The 23,186-nt window shown below is 45.9% G+C and carries 19 protein-coding genes; 15 read left to right on the top strand and 4 right to left on the bottom strand.

The features are described 5' to 3' along the window. Nucleotides 1-159 precede the first annotated feature (159 nt). The 3 genes from AC1VYS_RS16045 (at nucleotide 160) to AC1VYS_RS16035 (ending at nucleotide 4,225) form a co-directional block, all read left to right on the top strand. Complete coding sequence (locus AC1VYS_RS16045; RefSeq protein WP_482910535.1) at nucleotides 160-1,452, top strand: hemolysin family protein; 1,293 nt, start codon at nucleotides 160-162, stop codon at nucleotides 1,450-1,452. A gap of 547 nt (nucleotides 1,453-1,999) precedes the next feature. After that, nucleotides 2,000-3,463, top strand: coding sequence for a ribosomal protection-like ABC-F family protein (abc-f, locus tag AC1VYS_RS16040; protein WP_482910534.1), 1,464 nt, complete (start codon nucleotides 2,000-2,002; stop codon nucleotides 3,461-3,463). A gap of 234 nt (nucleotides 3,464-3,697) precedes the next feature. After that, complete coding sequence (locus AC1VYS_RS16035) at nucleotides 3,698-4,225, top strand: hypothetical protein (protein ID WP_482910533.1); 528 nt, start codon at nucleotides 3,698-3,700, stop codon at nucleotides 4,223-4,225. Between the two features lies 1 nt (nucleotide 4,226). Here the strand turns inward: AC1VYS_RS16035 and AC1VYS_RS16030 are convergent, their stop codons facing one another. The 4 genes from AC1VYS_RS16030 to AC1VYS_RS16015 form a co-directional block, all read right to left on the bottom strand. Continuing rightward, nucleotides 4,227-5,168, bottom strand: coding sequence for a hypothetical protein (locus tag AC1VYS_RS16030; RefSeq protein ID WP_482910532.1), 942 nt, complete (start codon nucleotides 5,166-5,168; stop codon nucleotides 4,227-4,229). Further along, on the bottom strand, nucleotides 5,146-5,736 hold the full coding sequence (locus AC1VYS_RS16025) for an RNA polymerase sigma factor (protein WP_482910531.1): 591 nt from the start codon (nucleotides 5,734-5,736) through the stop codon (nucleotides 5,146-5,148). Before AC1VYS_RS16025 ends, AC1VYS_RS16030 begins: the two co-directional genes overlap by 23 nt. Nucleotides 5,737-6,000: 264 nt before the next feature. Then, on the bottom strand, nucleotides 6,001-7,233 hold the full coding sequence (locus tag AC1VYS_RS16020) for an aminopeptidase (protein WP_482910530.1): 1,233 nt from the start codon (nucleotides 7,231-7,233) through the stop codon (nucleotides 6,001-6,003). Between the two features lie 87 nt (nucleotides 7,234-7,320). Beyond that, entirely contained in the window at nucleotides 7,321-8,553 is a 1,233-nt protein-coding gene (locus AC1VYS_RS16015) for an aminopeptidase (protein WP_482910529.1), read from the bottom strand. A gap of 266 nt (nucleotides 8,554-8,819) precedes the next feature. On the opposite strand from AC1VYS_RS16015, the gene AC1VYS_RS16010 reads away from it, so the two are divergent. From AC1VYS_RS16010 to AC1VYS_RS15955, 12 genes are all read left to right on the top strand, one after another. Beyond that, nucleotides 8,820-9,086 carry a hypothetical protein gene (locus tag AC1VYS_RS16010; protein WP_253494269.1) on the top strand — a complete coding sequence of 89 codons (267 nt, stop codon included), beginning with the start codon at nucleotides 8,820-8,822 and terminating at the stop codon, nucleotides 9,084-9,086. A 184-nt stretch (nucleotides 9,087-9,270) separates the two neighbouring features. After that, nucleotides 9,271-10,080, top strand: a complete 810-nt coding sequence (locus tag AC1VYS_RS16005; RefSeq protein WP_482910528.1) for an MBL fold metallo-hydrolase — start codon at nucleotides 9,271-9,273, stop codon at nucleotides 10,078-10,080. A 224-nt stretch (nucleotides 10,081-10,304) separates the two neighbouring features. Continuing rightward, nucleotides 10,305-11,315 (top strand): aldose epimerase family protein, encoded by a 1,011-nt coding sequence (locus tag AC1VYS_RS16000; protein WP_482910527.1) that lies wholly within the window; start codon nucleotides 10,305-10,307, stop codon nucleotides 11,313-11,315. Between the two features lie 157 nt (nucleotides 11,316-11,472). Beyond that, a complete protein-coding gene (gene fumC / locus AC1VYS_RS15995; RefSeq protein WP_482915024.1) occupies nucleotides 11,473-12,861 on the top strand; it encodes a class II fumarate hydratase in 1,389 nt (462 codons plus the stop codon). Between the two features lie 198 nt (nucleotides 12,862-13,059). Further along, complete coding sequence (locus tag AC1VYS_RS15990) at nucleotides 13,060-15,822, top strand: CHASE3 domain-containing protein (protein WP_482910526.1); 2,763 nt, start codon at nucleotides 13,060-13,062, stop codon at nucleotides 15,820-15,822. 274 nt (nucleotides 15,823-16,096) lie between these two features. Then, on the top strand, nucleotides 16,097-17,722 hold the full coding sequence (locus tag AC1VYS_RS15985; protein ID WP_482910525.1) for a PucR family transcriptional regulator: 1,626 nt from the start codon (nucleotides 16,097-16,099) through the stop codon (nucleotides 17,720-17,722). A 270-nt stretch (nucleotides 17,723-17,992) separates the two neighbouring features. Further along, the gene (uraD, locus tag AC1VYS_RS15980; protein WP_482910524.1) at nucleotides 17,993-18,529 is read left to right on the top strand and encodes a 2-oxo-4-hydroxy-4-carboxy-5-ureidoimidazoline decarboxylase; all 537 of its coding nucleotides are present in this window, start codon (nucleotides 17,993-17,995) and stop codon (nucleotides 18,527-18,529) included. Between the two features lie 16 nt (nucleotides 18,530-18,545). After that, the gene (gene uraH, locus AC1VYS_RS15975) at nucleotides 18,546-18,926 is read left to right on the top strand and encodes a hydroxyisourate hydrolase (protein WP_482910523.1); all 381 of its coding nucleotides are present in this window, start codon (nucleotides 18,546-18,548) and stop codon (nucleotides 18,924-18,926) included. Between the two features lie 32 nt (nucleotides 18,927-18,958). After that, complete coding sequence (locus AC1VYS_RS15970; protein WP_482910522.1) at nucleotides 18,959-20,284, top strand: 5'-deoxyadenosine deaminase; 1,326 nt, start codon at nucleotides 18,959-18,961, stop codon at nucleotides 20,282-20,284. A gap of 89 nt (nucleotides 20,285-20,373) precedes the next feature. Then, a complete protein-coding gene (locus AC1VYS_RS15965; protein WP_482910521.1) occupies nucleotides 20,374-21,459 on the top strand; it encodes an XdhC family protein in 1,086 nt (361 codons plus the stop codon). Further along, nucleotides 21,425-22,075, top strand: a complete 651-nt coding sequence (locus tag AC1VYS_RS15960) for a nucleotidyltransferase family protein (protein ID WP_482910520.1) — start codon at nucleotides 21,425-21,427, stop codon at nucleotides 22,073-22,075. Before AC1VYS_RS15965 ends, AC1VYS_RS15960 begins: the two co-directional genes overlap by 35 nt. 76 nt (nucleotides 22,076-22,151) lie before the next feature. Then, nucleotides 22,152-23,111, top strand: a complete 960-nt coding sequence (locus AC1VYS_RS15955; RefSeq protein WP_482910519.1) for an FAD binding domain-containing protein — start codon at nucleotides 22,152-22,154, stop codon at nucleotides 23,109-23,111. Nucleotides 23,112-23,186 lie beyond the last annotated feature (75 nt).

Genomic DNA, 23,186 nt, shown 5'->3' with positions numbered 1-23,186 from the left:
ATTCAGGCACAAACAGCAGGAGGTGGAAGCATTGGGAAGTTGAAATTGCATATGAGCGGCAGAATGGCTAATATCCTACATTTTCGAAGGAGGTGGACCTATTTGCCGAACGATAACGGCGAATAGGAAGAACATTTGAGTGACCCCTTACCGAGTATTATGAGTTTAATTTTAATTGGTTTACTGGTATTGATGAATGGTTTCTTTGTCTCGGCAGAATTTGCGATGGTGAAGGTGCGGAGCAGCCGAATTGAGGCTTTGGTCGAAGCGGGTAATAAAAATGCCAAGTATGCGTCAAATATTATACGCAATATGGACGCGTATTTGTCAGCTTGTCAGCTCGGCATTACGTTAGCTTCACTTGGACTCGGATGGCTGGGAGAGCCCGTCATTGCGAAACTGCTGGAGCCTATGTTTACTGCATTTGGACTGGGTCCGGTATATGTGCATGGCATATCGATTGTCATTGCCTTTGTTATTATTACGATTTTGCATATTGTCCTTGGCGAACTCGCTCCCAAAACGATGGCGATTCGCAAGTCAGAGGCCATTACGCTGTGGTCTGCGGTGCTGCTGACGTTCTTTTACAAGTTGATGTTCCCCTTCATCTGGGCGTTGAACGGCATGGCTAACGGATTGCTTAGACTGTTTCGAATGGCACCTGCGTCAGAACTGGACGAAGCGCATAGTGAAGATGAAATACGTATTCTCATGAAAGAAAGCAATAAGAGCGGTTTAATTGATAACACTGAATTAGCACTTGTTGATAATATATTTGATTTTACGGATACAACCGCCCGTGAAATCATGATTCCGCGGACGGAAATGATCTGTCTCAACGCCAATCAGTCCATGCTCGAAAATATGGAGATTGCGAGCGAAAGCATGCGTACCCGGTATCCGGTATATAACGGAGACAAGGACCATATTATCGGCTTTATTCACATTAAGGATCTGATGCGATCACAGTTAACAGACACCATATCCGTCATTCGTCCGATTTTGGCCGTACCTGACACCACGTTGATTAGCGATCTACTTAAGCGTATGCAGCGTAGCAAAACACAAATTGCTGTTCTGATCGATGAATACGGGGGGACCTCCGGCATGGTCACGCTTGAGGATATCATGGAAGAGATCGTTGGTGAGATTCAGGATGAATTCGATCAGGAGCGTCCGACTATTGAACAAGTGAATGAGTTGGAATACTCGATTGACGGATTAATGCTGATCGAAGAAGTCAGTGAACGATTCGGCATCGAGATGGATCGAACGGATTACGACACGATTGGCGGCTGGTTATATTCCAGAGTGGATGCAATTCCCCCTGAAATTGGCCAATCCGTTGAGTATGATGGATATCTGTTTATTATTGAGGAGACGGAACACAAGCGAATCTCGCGTGTACATGTGATGAAGCTTGAAATGCTGGTTGAAGATGCAGGGGCATAGCCTCTCGGTGAGCACGAAGTTCATGATTTAGAGTATAGCGATGTTTCTTTAAAACTTTTAAAAAGGTTCTTTACATGTAAGCCGCTAATGATTAGCGGCTTTTTTGATCGCTTCCTTACAAGTGTTTGTTCCGGGTTGACGCATGAAGAGTCTCATGGTAAAATTCAATTCAATTTAAAGAAGAGGAGGCTCGTTCCTATGACTCATTCCATGCGTCTTTGATAAGCAGGTCAAAAAAAGCGGATTTTTCCACAATCGTGGGCTTTTTTGATTTGCTTATTTTACGTATGGAAAGACATAGGTTTCGATTGGGGTAGCTTATTTGTGCTATGCTGATTCGAAGTGTCTTCACACGTGAGTAATGCAGATTTAAGTCCACAGTGGGCTTGGATCTGCATTTTTTTATTATCCCCCCAAATGGGTAGCCAAAAAGGAGAGGAGGCTTATGAACCGTATGCATTGGTATTTCTTTATATAAAATCCCTTTCTTAAATCGCAGGTCATCCTGCGAGCGTGTAAACTGCGATTTTTGAAGGAGGAACTTATAATGAGTTTGTTAATTAAAGCAGAAGAGATTGTTGTGGAATATTCGGGCCGTGAAGTATTGGATATTGAACATTTGGAGCTTTATGAATACGACCGGATCGGCCTGGTTGGAGCCAATGGAGCAGGTAAAAGTACGTTGTTAAGAGTATTGCTAGGTGAAATGCCCGAAGCGTATGGGAAAGTGGTGAGAAACGGCAGTTTTGCTTATATCCCGCAGATGGAGCAGGGCGGAGATCAGGGAGAAGTGGATTATGCATTAGCGGGTAAGCTAGGAATAAACCGCATAGATGCTGATCAGATGAGTGGCGGACAGGAAACAAGACTGAAAATTGCTCAGGCTTTGTCCAATTCAGTGCACGGCATGTTTGCAGATGAGCCTACGAGCCATCTCGATTCAGAGGCAATCCATTTCCTGATCCATCAGCTCTCTTTTTATACGGGAGCGTTGCTGGTTATCAGTCATGATCGGTATTTTTTGGATCAGGTGGTTGATAAAATTTGGGAACTTAAGGATGGGAAGATTACCGAGTATTGGGGTGGATATTCCGATTACTTGGCACAAAAGAACGAAAAACAGAAAAAACAAGAACTCCAGTATCAGCAATATGTAAACGAACGAGAACGGCTGGAAAAAGCGATGATTGAAAAAAGGAATCAGGCGCGGAAAATCGATAAGAAAGAGAAAGGGGCTGCAAGAAAAAATAGCTCTGATCAGGGCGGACGACTTGCCCATCAGAAATCTGTCGGGAGTAAACAGAAGAAACTTCATCAAGCCGCCAAAAATATGGAACAACGGATTGAAGCGTTAGGTGATGTCCAAGCACCGGAGTTGAATCGAACGATTCACTTTCGTCAGAGTCATGCATTAGGACTTCACAATCCATTTCCGATAATAGGAAGAGGGATGAACAAAGCATTTGGTGATACTGTCGTTTTGGAAAACGCTTCTTTTCAATTCCCGCTGGGGGGAAAGATCGCGCTGACCGGTGCCAACGGTGCAGGGAAAACAACGTTTCTTAACATGATTTTGAATCGTGAACAAGGCATCACCCTATCGCCTAGGGCAGAGATCGGTTATCTTGCGCAACATGCATACACACTTGATCGCCATCAGGTTGTCATGGAATTCATACAGGAGAACTGTGACTATCAGGTGCCGGAGATTCGAGCCGTACTTGCATCTCTCGGATTTTCTAAGGATGATGTGCGCAAGCGGTTGGAAGTATTAAGCGGCGGCGAGGTCATGAAGTTGCAGCTGGCAAAGGTACTGCTTGGCCGATACAACATTTTGCTTATGGATGAACCGAGCAATTTTCTTGATCTTCCTGCAATGGAAGCGTTGGAGCACTTGTTGAAAAGCTATGAAGGCACGATTGTTTTCATCTCACATGATGCACGTTTAATCGAGAACGTGGCTGATCAGGTATATGCAATAGAGCATAACCAAATTGTTCGAATCAGATAATCAGAAGATGATGTTGTTTGCATAAAGTAGATTTAGATTCCGCGGAATTAAGCCTATTCTTCATCATACGAGATGGATTAATTTAGGTTTCACCGTTTTGATTAATCTGGAAAATGATGAAAGGACGCTGCCGATTGAATAATCGGGCGTCCTTATTTTTTTGAAACCAGTTATCCATTCCGTCCGTTTAATAGATTACACCAAAAATCAAAACAGAGCTGAGGAGGAATGAAGATGCATAATATCCTTAAACGAGGTAGACAAATATGTCGAACGCCAATCTTGAAAGTAGGCCTGGTTCTGGCTTTGGCTGCGCCAATAATTCTTATACTGTCTGCCGATCCGTCTGCAGTTGCAAGTCCGATCATCAACGTGACATCGGGAGCTCGAACCGCTCCGCCGCCACTCGAATCTCAGGAGTATTTCCTCCAGTCAAGGGCTGCCAAACCCGTACATATCTATCAGGCGACTTGTACATTAACACGCGGAGACGGACTTCATGCCATCGTAAAAACAACGACTAGAACATTCAAAGACATGAAAACCTTGTCTGTGAATTATCGATTGGAGCGCTGGACAGGAACAGCTTGGGTAATGTTCGCAGGCAGCTCCTCGACACAGACCCAAATGAATCTTCTTCGATCCAATTCGGATTGGGAGGTCACATCCGGTTATTATTATCGTGTCACTAGTGTTCATACTGCTGATGATGGGATGACATCGGATGAGTCTACACATACATCACCTAGTGTATTGTTTTGATTTATTTTGATTTGGCAGGAGAATTTTGCTCCAGAAAATCGTTGGCGATTGCAAGCATCTCCTCTTCAGTCACGGTTCCAAACAGACTCATACTTAGAGAACCCGTCATCCACTGAATAGAATTGAAGGGTGGTCCCACATACATGAGTGCTTCACTATCATCTGCAAGCTTCACAACAGTGCTTTTCTGCAGTGATGTTTTCTCAAGAGACTGCCCTGGCTTAACGTATTCATAATCGAACTGGATAAGCTCGTCTGTATCACTTTTACCCTGGATGGAGTATTTCACCCTCATCATATCGGACTCGTAATAGTTGTCAGGATTGACGGGATTCTCTGTATCCAATACGAGTTCATATTTTATCTTGTTAAAACGGGCAGGAATAGCTTTGGATACAATAAATTCACCGATAAATCCCTCACGAGCGATTTTTTCCGTAACCGCAACGGGACGAGAAACATGTTTGTTGAGTTCAAAGGCAGGAATGTCTTCCGCTTCATCATGGATAATTGTGCTCGATTCAAGGTCGGGTGGTGGCGGTGTTTTGGCGGTTGAGGGATCGGGACTCAGATTTACAGACTTATCCTCAACCATGATCGATTTCATGCCATTACTCCAATCCTTGATTGATTGAACAATAGGAGATACGGCTTGTGTTCCCGAGGGCAGACTGAAAATAACGGCTCCAATGGTCACAGAAGCTGCCACGATGCCCGATAGCTTGAAGGTGCGTATTCTACGTTTACGTAGCCCGATTCTTTCGATCTCTTTCTGTACTTTTTGCCAGGAATGCTGCATGGATTCTGTGCGGGAGGTGGAAGGGGCGGAGGCCGCTTGCTGGAAAGCTTCATCAAATGCCTGCTCAAACGCTGCATCAAAATATTCATCTTCAAGTCCTGAATCGAATTGATGTTCCAGCTTATCTAGCTTGCCTTTGCTCAATGCTTCCACCCCATTCCTTATGTAATTTCTTCTTGATACTGCCACGTGCCCGGAATAAACGCTGTTTAACAATGTCTTCTGTGGTGCTCAACAATTCAGCAATTTCCCGATAAGAAAAGCCTTCTTTCCACCGTAACTCAACGAGTACGCGATATTCCGGTTTGAGCTGAGAGAGATAACGCTCGATGGATTCTTGCATCATCTGAGTCTCAACTATGCTTTCAACCGAAACAGCGGTTTGATTCATCGTCTCTATATCTATAAAAACACTGTCCGTGTCCAGTTGGTTACGGTTATTTTTATTTTTTCTCAAATAATTTATTGCGGTATTGCGGGTGACTACTTTGAGCCAGGCTTTAAGTTTAACCTCGTCTTCGAAGAGGGGTTTGTTTTTGATGATTTTAATAAATGCTTCCTGAATAATATCTTCTGCCGCTGCACGTTCCTTGATGATATATACGATTAATCCATACACCATATTATAGTATTCGTAATAGACTTCTTCTTGAAGTACAGGTCCTAATTGATGAAAATCGGATGCGAGTAAAAGCTGGAGCCGATTGGCCATGGTGTTCTCCTTTCTGGTCAACAGTCCACAAACATTGGTATCATTACATTTTACAACAGATTATGGAAACGTTACAATGTCCGATAGACCTGTTTACAGTCCTGAAAAGAGGGAGTTCCGGCCCTGTTTGATGTTTGCCGAAAAAGAAAAAACAGACGATCTTGCAAACCATGGAATCCATGGCAACAAAATCGCCTGTTCAATATAAAGTGTTTAACGTAACGCAGGTTATAAATATGAAATCGTGGTTACACACCAAGTTTTTTAAAACGCCCAATTTCCTTTCAGGAAAATCGGTTCACGGTCTCCACTCGCTGTAATGCCATAGATGTCTGTCTCAGGAGAACCCATCATGAAATCAACGTGGGTGATGCTCGCATTCATGCCGCGTTCTGCAAGTTCTTCAGGAGACATCGTTTTGCCACCTTCGATATTGGAAGCATAAGAGCTGCCGATTGCCAGATGACAGGAAGCGTTCTCATCGTACAGCGTTGTATAATACAGAATGCCGCTTTCCGAGATTGGAGAGTGGAACGGTACAAGAGCAACTTCACCGAGGTAATGAGAACCTTCATCCATGGAGATGAGGCGCTCTAACGTTTCCTGACCTTCCTCTGCATGAAAGTCCACAATCCGTCCCTTCTCAAATGTGAGGGTAAACCGATCGATAATGCTACCGCCGTAACTTAGCGGTTTCGTACTCGTCACGGTGCCATTCACACCGTATTTCGCTGGAGCAGTGTACACTTCTTCCGTTGGAATATTGGCTACAAAAGGGGTACCTTGTGCGTTTACGCTACCAGCCTGCGCCCATATATGTCCTTCAGGGAGCTCTATCGTAAGATCTGTACCTGGGGAGGTGTAATGCAGTGCATGGTACTTCTTGTTGTTGAGGGCTACGGCTCGTGACTCCAGTCGTCCGATATGTTGTGCCCACGCAGCGATCGGATCTTCAACGTCCGCGCGTACTGCGGCAAATATCGCATCCCAGAGCTGATTCATCTGTTCTGCTTGTGGGAGATCAGGGAATACCTTAGCCGCCCAATCCGGTGAAGGGCAGGCAATGCCAGTCCAGCTCATCTTATCAGCTTGGAGGTACTGACGATACTTAGCCATCGCCTGACCAAAGGAGCGCTGGTTCGCCGAGATTCTAGCCGGATCAATACCTTTCATCAGATCCGGGCTGGAAGATAAAATCGTCAGAAAAACGGCATTATGCTCCGCGAGTTCCTCCATCTCTGCCGCATGCCACTTGGGAAGTTCATCGAAGGACTCCTCAGGAGCCATTTCAAAGCGAAGACGGTTGACCGTTTCATCGGAGTATTTCACGATAACTTGTTTGGCCCCGGCTTCGTATCCTTTGCGTACCAGTAGTTGCACAAGTGGTGCTGCATCAATCATGGCATTGATGACAAAAATCTGCCCCGGTTGCACGTTTGCCCCAACTTTGACAGCGAGTGCAGCGTATCGATCCAGCTTTTGTTCAAAACTTAACATCAAATGTCCCTCCATCATCCTTAAATATTAGTTCGATTCAGACACAGGAAAAGAGAGGAGAAATCTCCTCTCTATGCATGGAGCATATTAGAATGCCCAATTTCCATTTACGAAGATCGGTTCTTCGGCACCTTCCGAAGTGACACCATTAATGTTCATCTCACCGGAACCAATCATGAAATCAACGTGCGTCAGACTGGAGTTCATGCCATGTTCGATAAGCTCTTCCTTGGACATCGTTTTGCCGCCTTCCAAACAGAAGGCATACGCATTTCCGATGGCCAAGTGATTGGATGCATTCTCATCAAACAATGTATTGTAGAACAGAATGTTCGTGTCCGAAATTGGAGATTGATGTGGGACGAGGGCAACTTCGCCTAGATAATGTGCACCTTCATCCATTTCAACCAGGTTTTTCAGAGCGTCCAGTCCTTGTTCCGCTGTGTAATCAACAATGCGACCATTCTCAAATGTGAGGGAGAAGCCGTCAATCAGATTACCACCGTGACTGAGTGGTTTCGTACTGCGGACGGTACCATTCACACCGGTTTTCAGCGGTGCAGTAAATACTTCCTCTGTAGGCATATTGGCAATAAACACATGTCCTTGCTCGTTTACGCTGCCCCCGGATACCCAGATGTGACCTTCGGGAAGTTCAATGGTCAAGTCCGTACCTGGAGCGGTATAGTGAAGTTTTTTATATTTTTTGCTGTTCAGCAGATCCGCGCGGGAGTCAAGGTTTTGCAGGTGAGTTTTCCATTCAGCGACAGCGTCTTTTTCACCAATCCGTACCGTTTTGAAAATAACATCCCACAGGCGGTCCACTTGCTGCGCTTCAGGCAGATCCGGGAATACTTTAGCAGCCCATTCAGGAGAAGGGACAGCGACGATGGACCAGCTGAATTTATCAGCCATCTGATAAGCACGATATTTCTCCAGCGCTTTGCCGCGAACTTTCTGACTGGTTACGATGCGCTCCTGTGCAACTCCATTCAGCAGATCCGGATTTTCCGCGATAACATGCAGGATTGCCGCACCTTCCTCAACAAGCTCTGTCATTTCACCTGCAAACCATTTCGGTTCAATAGAGAACGCTTCATCTGGAGCAAGGTCATAGTGAAGACGAGTAACTGTCTCATCACTCCAGTTGACTTTAACCAGTTTTGCACCTGTATTGTATGCAGCCTTAACGATCAAACGTACAAAATGAGCTGCCGTGATTGGCGCATTTACAACTAATGTTTGTCCAGGGTGGACATTGACACCTACTTTGACAGCCAGTTCAGCATATTGTTGCAGATTTGATTCAAAATTGTTCATGCTATTTTTTCCTCCAATGTGTTATGAATATCGTAGCTGGCGGTCTATTATAGTCCTCGTTGAAGTTTATGAGGAGTCACTATAGGGCCTTCACTGAATAATGTATACGTTGCTACGATATATATTGTACAATTAACCAATAATAATTACCAAACAGCTTTGCCAGAAAGTTGGAGAAAAGCACCAAAAGAGAGTTTTTTGGGACGCTTGAATCGAAGATTTATTGAAGTGAGGCTTTAAACGAGAGATTAAAGGAGAGTATAAAAGTGAGTATTGAAATTATTCGCGCAGAAATGCGTCGTGAGGATGAAAAAAGTTTCGTAGGTAGCACGGTGTTCAAAACAGATGGTGATAAATCCGTATATGAAATTACGTTTATGAGCAAGAACGGCAAGGATTGGGACTACAGCCTGCACTTCACGGAACAATCGGGTGACGAAGAAGAGTTGCTGAAAATGGACGAGTTGCTTGAAAATGATGATGATTTGTACAATCAATTGCTGGATGCAGCGTTAGATGCTTACCCGGCTTAATGTAAAGTAAATGTTCTTGTTCTATTGTCAGGGTTGCCTGACTATACTAGACGGTGTGTGCCCTGGGAAGGGTGTCCGCCGTCTATTTTTATTTCCGAGATTCCGAATAGATGTTCCAGAAAAGGGAAGTCTACGATATGAACTAAACCAGAGAGACAATTCGCCTGATGGGAGGTAACCGTGAATGGCATTTGACAATCTGATTACATCAGGAATGACCAGCGTAGAGGAGGTTGCTCCTGATATTTTGAGCTTGCGTACCCTTTTTGTGAATGTCGTGTTCATTGGAAAACCAGGAAGCAGGAGCTGGGTCCTCGTGGACACAGGAATGTCAAAATTCACGAATCACATTGTCGAGGTAGCAACCGAGCGTTTTCAAGGCCCGCCGTCTGCCATTATTTTAACGCATGGTCATTTTGATCATGTGGGAACGGTAATTGAACTGGAGCAATTCTGGGGAGTGCCGGTGTACGCGCATCCACTTGAAATTCCCTATCTCACAGGTTTGAAAAATTATCCTCCGGCAGATCCTTCCGTGGGTGGAGGTCTGATGGCGCAGTTGTCATTTACGTATCCGAACGAAGCGATTAATTTGGATGATCGGGTGTTCAGCCTACCGCAAAATCATACAGTGCCCGGCATGAAGGATTGGTACTGGATTCATACGCCAGGCCATACACCGGGGCATATATCCTTGTTCCGCGAAGCAGATCGATTACTGATTGCGGGTGATGCAATCGTCTCGGTCAAACAGGAGTCGCTCTGGAGTGTTCTGCTTCAGGACAAACAGTTACACGGCCCTCCGGCGTATTTTACAACGGATTGGGAAGAAGCACATGAATCGGTTCAGCGTATCAGGAAACTGGAGCCGAGAACGGTTGTGACAGGGCATGGACATGTGTTAAGCGGAGAAATGTTACATGAATCACTCCGGCATCTCGACATGAATTTTGAAGAAGATACGGTACCCAAGCAGGGCAAGTATGTAGAATGAGACAACATAGACCTTCACTCGAGAGTGACTTGAAAAACGATGAAGATCAACAAACACCAACAAAGACCAACAAAGAGTGATCAAGGCAGCTGATTGAGAAGCTGTCTTTTGTTTTGCGTGCGAATGTTTAATTTGTTCTCGATCTCAGATTGTTCTTTTAAGCGCAATCATGATATAGTCGAGCCGTATAATATAACCTTAGTATGCAGGAGGTACATATAACGATGACACAACAGAATACAGCGTTTGAAGAACAATTTGGCGGCATTCCTGCGGTATGGCTACGCTTTGCTTCATTGGAAGCAGCGGTGATTCCTAGCGTTGGCGCGAACCTGGTTGCTTTTCGGGATACGGAAAAAGGATATAGCTACCTGCGTGAGCCGGATCAGGATCAGATGGATGAATTCATGGCGGCTCCTGCCGTATACGGTATTCCGATTCTATCCCCGCCAAACCGATATGAAGATGGTCGTTTCCCTTGGAATGGCAAAGTTTATCAACTGCCGATCAACGAACCTGCGACAGGCAACCATTTGCACGGATTTTTGCATGATGTGGAGTGGACGGTTGAGGGATACGGCTCTAATGATCTGGAGAGTTATGTTACGCTCAGCCAAAGCATTGGAGAAGGCCATGCCTTTTACAAATATTTGCCGTTTACCTTCAATGTAACGCTTCGTTATTCTTTGAGCAGCCATGGTCTGCAACAACAGTTAATCGTGAACAATACGGGCACGGAATATATGCCGAACCTGTTTGCTTTCCATACGGCGATCAAAGTTCCTTTTGCACCGGACAGCCAGTCCTCGGATTATACAGCGAAAGTGACTATTGGCCAGCGCCGTGAATTAAACGAGCGTTCGCTGCCGACTGGACAATTTCAACCGCTTACACCGGAAGAAGAGCAGCTTAAACAGGGCGGAGTTAGTCCGTTTTTTGCAGCGATGGATAACCATTATACCGCTGAGCCGCAAAATGGCCGCAATTACATCGAACTGACGGATCATCGCACAGGAGACAAACTGGTGTACGATGTAGGCACGTCCTATAAACATTGGATGATCTGGAACAACAATGCCTGCAATGAATTCTTCTGTCCGGAACCACAGATGAATCTGGTTAATGCTCCGAATGTGGAAGGGATTTCCGCAGAAGAGAGTGGTCTCGTTGGATTACAACCAGGTGAACTGTATGAACAAACCAGCCGTTTGTATCCTATTGCTGCTCAAAAATAAAACGGGATAGATTGAACTTGCTTCTGACCTATTCGTTTTGCGCTACGCTTACAATTTTGTCGAAAAGGTGAAAACCTGTTCGTAAATCATGTATAATATGACGAGATACACAAGCTTTGTAGAGACCCAGACCAACATTTTGGAGGAGGACAAGCAAGTGGAATACCGCATTGAGAGAGATACGTTAGGCGAAATGAAAGTACCAGCCGACAGGCTGTGGGGCGCTCAGACGCAGCGCAGTAAGGAGAATTTCCCGATTGGACGCGAGCATATGCCGATGGAATTGGTGCGTGCTCTTGCCATTTTGAAGAAAAGTGCTGCGGCTAGCAATCATAAATTAGGCAAATTATCAGCGGCAAAGGCAGATGCAATTGCATATGCGGCAGACGAGATCATAGCAGGACGTATCGACGATCACTTCCCATTAGTAGTGTGGCAAACGGGAAGTGGTACACAATCCAACATGAACGTGAACGAAGTCATTGCTAACCTGGGTAACCAGTTGCTCGAGCAAAAGGGCAAGGAAGATCGTCTGCATCCAAATGATGATGTTAATATGTCACAAAGCTCCAACGATACGTTCCCGACGGCACTGCACGTCGCAGGTGTTCTTGCTGTGGAAGATCAGTTGTTGCCGGCAATTGCGGTCTTGAAAGCGACTTTTGCTGAAAAAGTGGAAGCGTTTAAAGATATCATCAAAATTGGACGTACTCACCTTCAGGATGCGACACCGATTACGCTGGGGCAGGAGATCAGCGGATGGGAAGCGATGCTGGGCAAGAGTGAGCGTATGATCCGCGAGAGCGTAGAGTACATGAAGGAGCTTGCGATTGGGGGTACGGCTGTAGGAACGGGAATCAACGCACACCCTGACTTTGGTGATCTTACTGCCAAGGAGATCGGTAAACATACAGGCAAAGATTTCGTATCTGCGCCGAACAAATTCCATGCCCTGACAAGCCATGATGAAGTGGTGTATGCTCACGGTGCAGTTAAAGCGCTTGCCGCAGATATGATGAAAATTGCCAATGACGTACGCTGGCTCGCAAGCGGTCCACGCAGCGGACTCGGAGAGATTCGTATCCCTGAGAACGAGCCGGGCAGCTCAATCATGCCTGGTAAAGTGAACCCGACACAGAGCGAAGCGATCACGATGGTTGTGACGCAAGTGATGGGGAACGATGCGGCGATTGGATTCGCGGCGAGCCAGGGTAATTTTGAACTGAACGTATTCAAGCCAGTTATCATCTATAACTTCCTGCAATCCGTGCAATTGCTTGCTGACTCCATCATTGCATTTAACGACAAGTGTGCAGTAGGCATTGAGCCAAACCTGGATCAAATCAAACATAATCTGGATAACTCGCTTATGCTGGTTACGGCGCTGAATCCTCACATCGGATATGAAAATGCGGCCAAGATCGCAAAGCTGGCGCATAAGGAAGGATTGTCTTTGAAGGAAGCTACGTTACAAACAGGACTTCTTACAGAAGAACAGTTCGATCAATATGTAGACCCGGCCAAAATGATTGCACCAAAGGCGTAATAAGCAAACTTAATACTGGATTTTTTCATTAATAAGTTGAATGTGAATAAAGTCCCGGGAAAGCGGCCTGCAAAGCAGGTCGTTTTTCTTATATTTGCGCATATTTTGCTTGTCAGAAGATATCTATACATATAAAATACTTATGCAACAGATTTCATAACTTAATTCAGTATTCATCAATATTTGGAGGGTCCTGCGTTGTTTAAAACGAAAAGATTTACGATACGCTCCAAAATTGTATTGGGCTATCTTGTGGTTGTGCTCTTATTTGGTGTAGTTCTACTGGTACTTTCGGCCCAAATTGATGTGTTGCAGAAGGAAAATGATTTTATTAGCCATCATGATCTGGACGTACATAATCTGACCAACGCGATTGAGAAAAATGTATTGGATATGGAAACGGGACAGCGAGGATTTATGCTTACCGGAAAAGAAAGTTATCTTCAGCCTTACGATCAAGGTCTTTCCGAGTGGAACTCCAATTATGATCAATTAAATTCCTTGATCAGCGATAACCCGGCACAACAACAAAGTTTGCAAAATATTAAGTCCCATATTACCCGCTGGATTGAGATTGCCGGTGAACGTTCTGTACAGCTGAAGAAAGAAGGGGATCAAGATAAGGTTCTCGCTTTTTTTGAAACAGATCCGGGTAAAACGGAAATTGATCTGCTTCGATCCCAGCTCGCCACCTTCCGTAATACAGAGATTATGCTGACAGAAGCGAGAGTGACGGATCTGGCAGATCGTAGCTCGACTTTGCTGACCATTATGTACTCGCTGTGGGGTCTGATTGCAGCGTTGTCTATTGCCGCAGCATTCATCGTTTCTGGCAACATTGTTAGAACGCTTCAAGAGGTTAAGCAAACGATTAGTGATATTTCCAAAGGCGGCAATCTGAAGCAGCGGATTCGTGTACGAACAAGGGATGAAGTGGGTGATCTCGGGTTTGAAGCAAATAAATTACTGGATGAAGTACAGGAGCAAAACCGGGCAAAAGATCAGCTTACAGGTGTTGCTACACTTTTGCAAAATCCTACATCATTGGAAGGGTTATCACGCTTGTTCCTGAGTGAGCTTGCAACGATGCTTGAAATTCCGTACAGCGTGTTGTATCACTGGAAGGACAATCGATTGGTGCGTGTGGCTGCCTATGCAGCGGATGGCGAGAAGGAACGTTCTCTTGGGAAAATATCACTTGCCCCTGGTGAAGGGCTGGTCGGTCAAAGTGCGGTTGAGCAGCGGGTGTTAAGAATAAATGATTTGCCCCAGAATTACATTCGCATCTCTTCAGGCCTCGGCGATACCTGGGCAAGTTCGCTTACCGTTGTACCTGTTCTGTTTGAAGGAAAGACTTTAGCTGTCGTGGAACTTGCTTCAATGAAGCCTCTATCCGAGAAGGCCATGGAATTAGTCAAAGAATTAACGGTGATCTTCGGTGTTTCGCTTCATTCAACCGTCACACGGATGGAACTCCAGCATCTTTACGATGAATCGCAGGTATTGAACGAAGAGTTACAGGCGCAATCGGAGAAGTTGCAGCTTCAAACAGAAGAAATGCAGTCTCAGACGGAAGAATTGCAAATGCAGACGGAAGAGCTTTATATGCTGAATGAACGTTTGGAGACTCAGAAGGGTGCTGCCGAGAATACAGCCCAAGAGCTTGCAGTAGTTGCTAATCAGCTGCGGACAAGCTCGGGTTACAAATCTGAATTTCTGGCGAATATGTCACATGAGCTACGTACACCTCTCAACAGCATGCTGATTCTGTCCGAGATTTTGGCCGAGAACAAACATCATCATTTAAGCAGTGAAGAACAGAACTATGCTGCCGTCATTCACAGATCGGGTAAAGATTTGCTTAATCTGATTAACGATATTCTGGATCTGTCGAAGGTTGAGGCTGGGCAGATGGAAGTGGAGTTTGATGATGTCTATCTCGATACGTTACCCGAAGTGATGAATCAGTATTTCTTGAAAACGGCTGAACAGAAAAAAATAGATTTTCGTATTCAGCTGCAAAGTCCGCTTCCAGCTACGATTGAAACAGACGAGATGCGGATGCATCAGATTCTCAGAAATCTGCTCTCGAATGCGTTCAAGTTCACCAGCGAAGGCGAAGTGGCGCTAACTATCTCTCAGATGCGCCTGGCTGACTCCGATCAAAAGCAGGAAAACGAAGTCATTGCTTTTTCCGTTAGTGATACAGGGATCGGTATTGCCGAGGATAAACTGCTCCAGATCTTTGAAGCATTCAAACAGGCTGATGGGGCTACGGCACGTAAATATGGTGGAACGGGACTGGGACTGTCCATCTCTCAATCACTCGCTTCATTGCTCGGCGGTTCAATCTCGGCGGCAAGCCGCGTTGGACAAGGTAGCGTGTTTACTCTGTTTCTTCCTCTGAGTAGAAAAGACAAAAACATGCAGGAGGAGCAAAGCGCCAGACTTTTCATACATGAAGTAGCGGGAACTGCGTTGCAGGAAGGCAATCACCCTTCATCTCCTCAGTTACAGATGGATATGAAAAATATGGAAATCTTACTTACTCCGCTGGAGGAATCTTTATTCAACGGCCGTCACATTCTTGTTGTGGACGATGACATCCGTAACGTTTACGCGCTCGCGAATGCATTGGAACAGTATGGCATGCATGTGATCTCTGCTCAAAACGGAACGGAATGTCTGGACTTGCTGGAGCATGGAAGTGTTAAACCGGATATCATCCTGATGGATATTATGATGCCGGAACTGGATGGGTACGAAACAACTCGCCATATCCGGGAGCGTCTCGGTCTGACCGAAATTCCCATCATTGCGCTCACAGCAAAAGCGATGAAAGAAGATCGAGAAAAATGTATCGCGGCTGGAGCTAACGACTATCTCAGCAAACCGCTGAATATTAAAGATGTATTATCCCGTATGAAATTATGGATGAATCACGTAAAGCTGGAGATTTGATATGATCAGCCTGTTCATCTTTATGTTTAAAAATAGGATGCATGTGTAAAACTTGTCGAACCTATGCCCGTGGCAGCATGATGATGCTGTTATCAGGGCATAGGTTTATTTTTTTCTCATGTAAGCTTCTTTTCGAGAATTGATGTTATAATACTTAACAAATAATTGGATTATTCTACTGTTCTGATTATAAGTCTAGATGTTTGAGGATGAATATGCCGTTTATAGACTTTTTTTCTTACATGAAGAGTTATTGATATGGGAGGTCATGTCCATGCAACTTACCGTTAAAGAAGCTTTGCAGGTATACCCGTTGTCTGAAGCCAAACTGATTGCGGGCCGGGATGGGACGTCGCGGATGATGAAGTCTGTCAACGTCATGGACGCTCCTGATATTGCAGATTGGATTAAATCTGGAGATATGCTGTTTACGACCGCTTTTATGATAAAAGACAGTGAAACAGATGCGCTTCGATTAATGCGACGTTTAAATGAGCGTGGATGTGCAGGACTTGGCATCAAGCTTGGACGATTCTGGGAATCGATTCCCGAAGGTATAGTAGAAGAGGCAGATCGACTTCAACTACCACTTTTGGAGCTTCCATTCCAATTCACTTTCTCTGACCAGATGAACGCCTTGTTCAAAGTAGAACATGAACGCAGTCATCGGCTACTTCATGAAGTCGTGCAAAAACAAAAAAAGCTGATGCAGTTTGCCTTACAGCAGCAGCAACATCGCAATGTATTTGCCGAAATGTCCACAACCCTCAACTATTCGATTGCTGTTATCGGTTCGCGCGGACATGTACTCTATGCGAATGATGATGTAATGTCGGACCAGGGAGTTATGCAGGGGTGGCCCTGGAAATCAGTCATGCAACGGGTGAAGTGGAACCAAGGGAGCTGTTACCGTGTTCCAATCAAACAAAAGGATGAGGAGTACGGTTTCTTGCTGGTATATACGGATTCAGCTTTGTCTCTGCGAGCAGAGGAGGAATTGTTTCAGCAGGCTGCAGATGTACTCGCCTTCTACATGGATATGACTTACCGTGAGCATATCAACCCAACAGTTCAGGATGAAATGCGAACACTGCTTACCCAGTACATGGATCAGAAATTGACGATGCAAGAACTCTTGACTCTGAGCGAAAATAAAGGAGTACACCTGTTACAAGGGACGTATCAGTGTGTGCTAACTACGCTGGAGCCCAGTGTCTTCGCTGAGGGGAAACTACTCAAACAGATTCATCGTGAATTGCAGTACAATCCGTTAATGCAATTTGCCACTTCCCAGCATTTTCAGATGAATGAGGGGATCCTGTCCATTTACAGTTGTCCGACGGGGCGTGATTACGGGGAAGAGTTATCCGCATTTCTCATCCATCGATTTGGCGATGTATTTACAGCCCAAGAAGCCAAGGGAGCACCTGGGCCTCGTTTCTGGATTAGTAAAATGAAACATGAGCCGATATCACTGCGTGAAGCATATCATGAGTGCCTGGATACTCGTCAGTTGGCTCTCAGGTTCGGCATGAAGGATCGAGCATTGCAATTTGAGATGTTGGAGTTTGCGTATGTATTTCAACATGTGCCGGAACAAATTATGGAGAATTACTGCAATAAAGTGCTCGAACCTTTACTTGCCAGAGATGGTGACCCCAATCAGGTACTTATGAGTACCCTGGAGTCTTTTATTGAGAATGACGGATTAATTAATGAAGCAGCCAAAGAGCTTTATGTGCATCGTAACACGGTTACCTACCGTATGGAAAAGATCAGCAGTCTGCTGCAAATGGACTTCAAGAAGTCAAATGATCTGCTCAAATTAAAGCTGGTCTTCACATTTCGTAAATTCGTGAGGGATGATAAAGATAGAGCATCTGTTAGACAACGGATGTAAGGACTTTTCCTCATGATGCTCCTAATGTAAGTGATACGCTCGATGATAGTTTATATAGCTTTATATTTTGTCAACAAACCGTACTTCCCCTATCGGAAGTACGGTTTGTTGACGTCAGGGACAAGTAGATGAGAAAGATTCCGTGCACGAATAACAATTCACTCGCCATGTGTTATGTTATCTAACAAATTTACGTGAATATTATTGTCACAATAGAGGTTGATGAATAGAATGAGGAACAATAATCAATCAGAGACCGGAGGTTTTAACATGGGAGATCTTATACATCACGTTAACAGCTGGTCTGATACACAGTTTGTGCAGACATTCGGCTCTTTGTTCGAAGAATCAGCTTGGATTGCAGAGCGTTCTGCTGTGTTACGGCCTTTTGATTCATTGGAAGAGATGATGCAGGTTATGACACAACAAGTTCTTGCTTCGAAGTATGAAGAGAAGCTACATCTGCTGCGCAAGCACCCGGACTTGGGCGCACGAATCAGCATGAGTAGTAGCTCGGTTCAGGAGCAGGCTGGAGCCGGTCTGGATTCACTCTTACCGGAACAATATAAGGATCTCAAGCAGTTAAACAGAGAATATATAACTCGATTTGGCTTTCCATTCATCTTGGCGGTTAAGGGTCATACAGCCGAATCCATTCTGGAATCCATACGACATCGACGTGGGAGAAGTCCTCAGGAGGAATTCGAGACGGCGCTAAATGAAGTGTTCCAGATAGCCTCCATACGATTGCGACAATGGTATGCGCTGCAAGGGACGGATTTTAAGAATGATGACGAGAGAAGGTAGAAGGTGATGGTGTCCGATGCAACTGAATGCTGGCCGAATTACTACCCATGTTCTGGATATATCCAAAGGTGTACCTGCCGCAGGGGTACGAATTGAACTATATGCAGTAAAAAAATTAGGAGACGATGAGGAACGCAGAAGCAAAGTGAAGGAATCACTGACGAATCCGGATGGACGTCTGGACGCACCGCTGCTTTCGCAAATGGAGCTGGAAGAAGGCGAATATGAACTGCGATTCCATGTAGATCAATATTTTGCACAAGATGCTCAAGCGGAGACGACACATGTTTTATGGACAGTAGTACCTATTCGTTTTGCCGTAAAAGATACCGGTAGTCATTATCATATCCCTTTATTGATTGCACCAGGGGGATACAGCACATACCGGGGGAGCTGAATACAAGACAGAACGGGATAGGGGAGATTGAGATGGGAACGATTCTTCTCAAAGGCGCAAAGCTCGTCACAATGAATGCAGAAGAGGATGTATTTACGGGAGATCTGCTCATTGAAGATAACAAGATCAAAGAAATTGCAGTGCACGTTGATGAAACGTTGGCAGACCAAGTCATTGATGCGCGAGGAAAAGTGCTGTTGCCTGGCTTTATTCAGACTCATATTCATCTGTGCCAGACGTTGTTTCGCGGACGTGCGGATGACATGGAACTGATGGATTGGCTGCGTAAACGCATCTGGCCTCTGGAGGCGGCACATGATGAAGAATCCGTATATTATTCCGCGATGCTTGGATTAGGGGAATTGATCTCCAGCGGTACAACAACGATTCTGGATATGGAGACCGTGCATCATACGGAATCCGCTTTTCAAGCGATGGCACAGAGTGGCATGAGGGTGATTTCAGGCAAAGTGATGATGGATCATGGGGATGAGGTTCCTGAACCTCTGCGCGAAAATACGGTGGAGTCGCTACAACAAAGTGTTGATTTGCTGGAAAAATGGAACGGTTTTGGCGGGGGGCGCATTCAATATGCTTTCTGTCCACGGTTTGTTGTTTCCTGTACGGAGCAATTGCTGGTGGAAGTGCGCGATCTCTCGAATAAATATCATGTCAAGGTGCATACCCATGCTTCCGAGAATCGTGGAGAGATTGAACTGGTCGAACATGAACGGGGCATGCGCAACATCGTCTACCTTGATCACATCGGCCTGGCTACCCCCAGATTGGTTCTTGCGCATTGTGTGTGGCTGAGTGAAGAGGAGAAGGAGATCATTCGCAAACGTGGTGTCAAAGTAACTCATTGTCCCGGTTCTAATATGAAACTCTCCTCCGGGATCGCGGACATCCCCGACCTGTTGAACCGACAGATCGCTGTGGGGATCGGGGCAGATGGCGCGCCTTGTAATAATAATCTGGATATGTTCCAGGAAATGCGTATGACTGCTCTGATTCAGAAGGTGCCACATGGGCCTACGGTGATGGATGCCAGAACCGTGCTTCATATGGCAACGATGGGAGGTGCGGAAGTGCTGGGCATGTCGAGGGAAATCGGCAGTCTTGAAGTTGGCAAAAAGGCAGATATGATCCTGCTGGATCTCGATGATTTCCACACTTACCCATCCTATGAGACCGATATTTACTCCCGTGTCGTTTATTCCGCAACCCGAAGCTGTGTTGATACGGTTATTATCGATGGCAGCATTGTATTGAGTAATCGCAAGATCCAGACCATTGACCGTAGTATCGTACTGAGGGAGTCAGACAAAAGCATTGCTAGACTAATGAAACGCATGTAACGGATTGCAGCAGTACACCGACTCTACTGCCCATTAATTTATCAATTTTGGAGACGTTCAAAGGTTGAAGGTTGAAAGGTGGGGCTCAGATGGAAATGCATGATCTGTGTGCTATTGCGGTTCGAGAATCTCGGAGCGTGCTTGCTACCGCGATCAAAGTGGAGGGTCATGCTTACCGTAAACAAGGCGTCTCCATGCTGATTACTGAGGATGGCAGGATGTACGGCAGTATCAGCCCGGGCTGTCTGGAGAGTGATCTGCAAGCTCGGGTGAGCCGGGTGCTGGAGACGCAGCATCTGGATCTGGCCACCTACGATATGCGGCCTGAAGATGACTTCTCTTGGGGAGAAACGATCGGTTGTGGTGGCCTGGTTATTGTGTTGCTGGAGCCTGTCTGCGGGGAGTTGCGGTACATTATGCATCAGATGAAGCAGTGTTTCGATGCGGGTTCATCAAATGCCCTTATCCGATCATTTGATGAAGATTACAGTGACGTTACGTATGAATGGTTTGGACTAGAGGCAGGGAAAGAGCCCTTTTCGATACTCAAGGAACAACCTGAATTTTTGGAAAATGAGTTGTTAAATCTTCAGGTTCCCAAAGATGGGACGAAGCCGCGGGATCTCCCTCCACATATCACATCGCTTTATATGCCCAAACCACGTTTGATTATCGTTGGGGCCGGAAATGATGCCTTGCCTGTTGCCAGATTGTCTACGTCTGCTGGATTCCATGTGGTCGTCACTGACTGGCGAGATACTTTCTGTGCACCCGAACGATTTCCTGAAACAGAACTGGTACAGGGGTTTCCCCAGGAGGTCTTTTCGAAGCTAAACATCAAGGAGCAGGATTATCTTATCCTGATGAGCCATCAATTCCCGCGGGAACGTGAAATGTTAGAACTGCTCGTGGGCAGCAAATACGCGTATCTCGGCATTATGGGTTCACGTACCCGAACGGCTCGTTTACTCGACGGATTGCCGCCACTAGATCATGTGCATAGTCCAGTTGGTTTGTCCATTGATGCAGAGGGGCCGGAAGAGATCGCGATCAGCATTGTTGCTGAACTGATTGCATGCAGACGGCAGGTGAAAACGACTGGGAATTCCACATTGATGGTCGAAAAAGGGAGCGGAGTTTATGCAAACAACCGGTATCGTTCTGGCGGCGGGTAAGAGCAGCAGGCTCGGACGAGATAAACTCTCGGTCATCATGCCGGATGGAAGAGCGCTGGCAGCGTGGACAATGGAAGCCGCCCTGAACTCTTGTTTGGATCAGGTTGTCTGTGTAGTCAGACCAGAGGACGGCCTTGAATGGTTACCCTTAGAACGACTTCAGGCATCTGCTTACACGTATAATCCCGAAGCCCGATTACGTATTGCATTATGCAGAGATTATGCTGGCGGAATGGCGAACTCACTTCATTGCGGTATATTAACAGCCATGGAGTACAGGCCGAAAGGCGTTCTGATCCTGATGGCTGATCAACCTCTTATAACAACAGATGAGATCAATCATTTTCCTGCGGTATTGGGTCTTAACCCAATGTGTGATTATGCTGCGGGTACGGACGATGAAGGAGGTAAACCGCCGGTTGCTTTTCGCTCCCATATGTTCGGTCCGTTGTTGTCCCTGCATGGAGACGAAGGAGCACGTAAATTGCTTCGTAACCCTAAATATCAAGGTGTACATGTGCCTTTACCCCAAGAGAGCTTCTGGGATGCTGACACAGAGCCGCAATTGCAACGGATTTTGGATTATGCAGAAGAGCGGATGTGGAGGGAAGCTTGAGATTAACGCCATGGGTCGGTTTGGGAGAGAGCCCAGGACCCTTGAGGAAAAGCGCAAGAATAAAGGAGGGGGAGCCATGGTTAAGCCGGGGTACGGCTCTGGTGCACAGCCCTCTGTGTGGCAACCAGATAGTCTGCAAGAACTGCATATCATTCGAGAACAACTTGAAGGAACGTGGTGTTACGCTGCAGGAGGAACGTTGTTGCGCACCCAGTGGGAATCAGAATTGAATGTTCCGCCTGAACATCTGGTTAGTTTGTCCCGTATTCCCGAGATGAGTGGAATATCTGTTTATGGAGATGAGATTGTGATCGGAGCCATGACTCGTTTAAAGGAATGTGTAACAGATCCTTTGCTTCAGCGACTTCCTATTTTGCATGAGGCAGTATCGACCATTGCAGCTCCTTCTGTACGAAACCTGGCGACCATTGGGGGAAATGTCGCATCAGGTGTCGGGGATTCATTACCGGCTCTGCTGGTGTATGATGCGGAGCTACACTGGCTGACCTGCAATGGCATGGAGACTCAAAATGTGAGGTCATGGCTATTAGATGGACGGGATAGAAGGCTGAATGCAGAAGATGTATTGGTCTCCATTCATATTCCGTGCAGCCATGAGAAAGGAGACCTGACGTCTTGTGATTCGGAGCAAGGCATTTACGAGTCCGATCAACCAATCACTAAACGGAGCCAGCAAATATTCTTTTACCGTAAATTAGGCCGCAGAGAGGCGTTTACTGCCTCGCTTGTTACCGTAGCTTTACTCGGGGAGGTTAGCCCGAATGAGGGGCAATGGACACGAATAACCATTGCTGCGGGTGGTGGCTCCGGTATAGCGGTGAGGCTGACTGAGACGGAGCAATGGCTTCGATCAGCAAAAGCAGATGCTGCTCAAGCTGCCGGGCTTGCAGCCCATGTTACTGCCGAATTTGCATCCTATACGGATGCTTTTGCAACTGAAACTTACAGGCGACAGGCAGCAGGAAATCTACTTGGAGCCGGTCTATGGCAGGCTTTTCAATCCGTGGGTAACTAAGGTGCCTTAACAAAAGCAGTTTCTATGTCGTTATGTCATCCAGGCATCTACGGAATTAAAGATTTGAGGCTCGAA

Source organism: Paenibacillus sp. G34 (genome assembly GCF_056856875.1).
The sequence above is the reverse complement of the archived record's forward strand: the minus strand, read 5'-3'. Positions and strand labels throughout refer to the sequence as shown.

What these genes read in the sequence shown, in the direction of transcription:
- AC1VYS_RS15955 (WP_482910519.1), top strand. Translation starts at nt 22,152, where the DNA reads ATGGTTAAGCCGGGGTACGGCTCTGGTGCACAGCCCTCTGTGTGGCAA.
- AC1VYS_RS16045 (WP_482910535.1), top strand. Translation starts at nt 160, where the DNA reads ATGAGTTTAATTTTAATTGGTTTACTGGTATTGATGAATGGTTTCTTT.
- AC1VYS_RS16025 (WP_482910531.1), bottom strand. Translation starts at nt 5,736, where the DNA reads ATGGCCAATCGGCTCCAGCTTTTACTCGCATCCGATTTTCATCAATTA.
- AC1VYS_RS16015 (WP_482910529.1), bottom strand. Translation starts at nt 8,553, where the DNA reads ATGAACAATTTTGAATCAAATCTGCAACAATATGCTGAACTGGCTGTC.
- AC1VYS_RS15970 (WP_482910522.1), top strand. Translation starts at nt 18,959, where the DNA reads ATGGGAACGATTCTTCTCAAAGGCGCAAAGCTCGTCACAATGAATGCA.
- AC1VYS_RS16005 (WP_482910528.1), top strand. Translation starts at nt 9,271, where the DNA reads ATGGCATTTGACAATCTGATTACATCAGGAATGACCAGCGTAGAGGAG.
- AC1VYS_RS15985 (WP_482910525.1), top strand. Translation starts at nt 16,097, where the DNA reads ATGCAACTTACCGTTAAAGAAGCTTTGCAGGTATACCCGTTGTCTGAA.
- abc-f (WP_482910534.1), top strand. Translation starts at nt 2,000, where the DNA reads ATGAGTTTGTTAATTAAAGCAGAAGAGATTGTTGTGGAATATTCGGGC.
- uraH (WP_482910523.1), top strand. Translation starts at nt 18,546, where the DNA reads ATGCAACTGAATGCTGGCCGAATTACTACCCATGTTCTGGATATATCC.
- AC1VYS_RS15965 (WP_482910521.1), top strand. Translation starts at nt 20,374, where the DNA reads ATGGAAATGCATGATCTGTGTGCTATTGCGGTTCGAGAATCTCGGAGC.
- AC1VYS_RS15960 (WP_482910520.1), top strand. Translation starts at nt 21,425, where the DNA reads ATGCAAACAACCGGTATCGTTCTGGCGGCGGGTAAGAGCAGCAGGCTC.
- AC1VYS_RS16000 (WP_482910527.1), top strand. Translation starts at nt 10,305, where the DNA reads ATGACACAACAGAATACAGCGTTTGAAGAACAATTTGGCGGCATTCCT.
- AC1VYS_RS16020 (WP_482910530.1), bottom strand. Translation starts at nt 7,233, where the DNA reads ATGTTAAGTTTTGAACAAAAGCTGGATCGATACGCTGCACTCGCTGTC.
- uraD (WP_482910524.1), top strand. Translation starts at nt 17,993, where the DNA reads ATGGGAGATCTTATACATCACGTTAACAGCTGGTCTGATACACAGTTT.
- AC1VYS_RS16035 (WP_482910533.1), top strand. Translation starts at nt 3,698, where the DNA reads ATGCATAATATCCTTAAACGAGGTAGACAAATATGTCGAACGCCAATC.